The sequence below is a fragment of the Frigidibacter albus genome (assembly GCF_009908165.1).
Taxonomy (GTDB): domain Bacteria; phylum Pseudomonadota; class Alphaproteobacteria; order Rhodobacterales; family Rhodobacteraceae; genus Frigidibacter; species Frigidibacter albus.
This window is the reverse complement of the sequence record NZ_JAAAUC010000033.1, coordinates 1-2,961: the sequence shown is the minus strand read 5'-3', so window position 1 is coordinate 2,961 and position 2,961 is coordinate 1. Positions and strand designations below refer to the sequence as shown.

Sequence of the window (2,961 nt, the reverse complement as noted above, 5' to 3'; positions counted from 1 at the left end):
CCGGCTGAATGGACGGGCCGAGGTGCTGCTCGGTGATCTGGGCCTGAGCGAATACCGCGATGCGCGCGCCGGGGACCTGTCCTATGGCCGCAAGCGGGTGCTGGAGATTGCGACGACGCTGGCGCTCGACCCCGAGGTGCTGCTGCTCGATGAACCGATGGCCGGCATGGGGCAGGAGGATGTGCAGATGGTCGCCGCGATCATCCGCGACGTCGCCCGGCACCGCGCCGTGCTGATGGTGGAACACAATCTCAGCGTCGTGGCCGACATCTGCCACGAGGTGACGGTGCTGCAACGGGGCGAGATCATCGCGCAGGGCGATTACGCCACCGTGTCCGCCGATCCGCGCGTGCGCACCGCCTATATGGGAACCGAAGAATGAGTGCGCCTCTCCTCAACGTCGCCGGGCTGCACGCCTGGTATGGCGAAAGCCATGTGCTGCATGGCGTGGACCTGCATGTGAACGAAGGCGAGATGATCTGCATCCTCGGCCGCAACGGCATGGGCAAGACCACGACGCTGCGCACGATCATGGGCATCTTGCGCAAGCGCGAGGGCACCATCACCTTCGCGGGCAAGGACATGATGGGGGTGCCGCTGCACCGCTCCGCCCGCGCCGGCCTTGGCTTCGTGCCCGAGGAACGCGGCATCTTCGCCACCCTCACCGTCGAGGAGAACCTGACCCTGCCGCCGATCGTGGCCCCGGGCGGGATGGCGGTCGACGAGATCTACGAGCTGTTCCCCAACCTGCTGGAACGGCGCAGCAGCCCCGGCACCAAGCTGTCGGGCGGCGAGCAGCAGATGCTGGCGATGGCCCGCATCCTGCGCACCGGCGCGCGCTGCCTGCTGCTGGACGAGCCGACCGAGGGCCTTGCCCCGGTCATCATCCAGGCCATCGGCGAGGTTCTGGGCAAGCTCAAGGCCCGCGGCATGACCGTGGTGCTGGTGGAACAGAACTTCCGCTTTGCCAGCAAGGTCGCCGACCGCTTCTACCTGATGGACCATGGCCGCATGAAAGCCGAGTTCCCGGTGGCCGACCTGCCGGCCCGGATGGACCTTCTCAACCGCGAACTGGGGGTCTGACGATGACCATGATCTTCGGCATTCCCATTCAGGCGCTGCTGGGGCAGCTGCTGGTGGGCCTCATCAACGGCTCGTTCTACGCGCTGCTGTCGCTTGGCCTTGCGGTGATCTTCGGCCTGTTGCGGGTCATCAACTTCGCCCATGGCGCGCAATACATGCTGGGGGCCTTCGTGGCGCTCTTGATGCTCAAGTTCGCCGGCATCGGCTATTGGGGCGCGCTGCTGCTGGCGCCGCTGGTGGTGGGGGCGATGGGGGCCTTCGTCGAGCGCACCATGCTCTCGCGGCTCTACAAGCTCGACCATCTCTATGGCCTTCTCTTCACCTTCGGCATGGCGCTGACCATCGAGGGCACCTTCCGCTATTTCTTCGGCGCCTCGGGCCAGCCCTATTCGACGCCGGCCGCGCTCACGGGCGGGGTCAACCTCGGCTTCATGTTCCTGCCGATCTATCGCGGCTGGGTGGTCGTGTTCTCGATGGCGGTCTGCATCGCGGTGTGGTTCCTGATCGAGAAGACCAAGCTTGGCGCCTACCTGCGCGCCGCGACCGAGAACCCGGTGCTGGTGCAAAGCTTCGGCATCAACGTGCCCCTGCTGCTGACGCTGACCTACGGGCTTGGCGCGGGGCTGGCGGCGCTGGCCGGGGTGCTGGCGGCGCCGATCTACCAGGTCAGCCCGCTGATGGGCAGCAACATCATCATCATCGTCTTCGCGGTGGTCGTGGTGGGCGGCATGGGCTCGATCCTTGGCGCCATCATCACCGGCTACATGCTGGGCATTGCCGAGGGGCTGACCAAGGTCTTCTACCCCGAAGCCTCGAACATCGTGATCTTCGTCATCATGGCGATCGTCCTGATCCTGCGTCCCGCAGGCCTATTCGGCAAGGATGCCTGACATGAGCCACAGCACACATTCCGCTGACACCGCACCGACGCGCACCCTCGCGCTCGCCGGGCCGATCAAGGTGGCGATCCTGGTCGGGGCACTGGCCTTCCTGCTGGTGGCGCCGTTCCTGCTCTACCCGATCTTCCTGATGAAGCTCCTGTGCTTCGCGCTCTTCGCCGCGGCCTTCAACCTGCTGCTGGGATATACGGGCCTCCTGTCCTTCGGCCATGCCACCTTCTTCGGGGGTGCGGCCTACTTCACCGCCCATGCGGTGAAGGTCTGGGGCTGGCCGCCCGAGTTCGGCATTTTGCTCGGCGTCGCCGGCGCGGCGGGGCTTGGCCTGATCATGGGCGCCATCGCCATCCGCCGGCAGGGCATCTACTTCGCGATGATCACCCTCGCGCTCAGCCAGATGTTCTTCTTCTTCTGCCTGCAGGCCGGCTTCACCCATGGCGAGGACGGCATCCAGTCGGTGCCGCGCGGGCACCTGCTGGGGGTCATCGACCTTGGCAACTCCACCAACCTCTACTTCACCGTGCTGGGGGTGTTCCTGATCGGCATGGCGCTGATCTGGCGCTTCGTGAACTCGCCCTTCGGGATGATCCTGAAGTCGATCCGCGAGAACGAGAACCGCGCGATCTCGCTGGGTTATTCGGTGGCCCGCTACAAGCTGGGGGCCTTCGTGATGTCGGCGGCGCTGACCGGCCTTGCGGGCGGCATGAAGGCGCTGGTCTTCCAGTTCGCCACGCTGACCGACGTGTCCTGGCAGATGTCGGGCGAGGTGATCCTGATGACCCTGCTTGGCGGCATCGGCACCCTGATCGGCCCGGTCTTCGGCGCCGGGCTGGTGGTGACGTTGCAAAACACCCTCGCCACCTCGAACGTGCCGGTCACCATCATCACCGGCGTGGTGTTCATGGTCTGCGTCCTGCTGTTCCGCCGCGGCCTGGTCGGAGAGTTCTATGCGTCAAAGCTGGGACGGATGCTGGGGTTCAAT

Annotated in this window: 4 protein-coding genes; all 4 read left to right on the top strand. The window is 65.7% G+C overall.

What is annotated here, in order from left to right:
- The coding region (locus GVY41_RS19985; RefSeq protein ID WP_161656935.1) for an ABC transporter ATP-binding protein C-terminal domain-containing protein at nucleotides 1-382 on the top strand (382 nt) is incomplete at its 5' end.
- Nucleotides 379-1,083, top strand: coding sequence for an ABC transporter ATP-binding protein (locus GVY41_RS19980; RefSeq protein WP_161348732.1), 705 nt, complete (start codon nucleotides 379-381; stop codon nucleotides 1,081-1,083). The genes GVY41_RS19985 and GVY41_RS19980, both read left to right, overlap by 4 nt.
- Nucleotides 1,084-1,085: 2 nt before the next feature.
- Nucleotides 1,086-1,973 carry a branched-chain amino acid ABC transporter permease gene (locus tag GVY41_RS19975; protein WP_161348731.1) on the top strand — a complete coding sequence of 296 codons (888 nt, stop codon included), beginning with the start codon at nucleotides 1,086-1,088 and terminating at the stop codon, nucleotides 1,971-1,973.
- Nucleotides 1,966-2,961: branched-chain amino acid ABC transporter permease (locus GVY41_RS19970; protein ID WP_373283327.1), on the top strand; the 996-nt coding region annotated here is incomplete at its 3' end. The genes GVY41_RS19975 and GVY41_RS19970, both read left to right, overlap by 8 nt.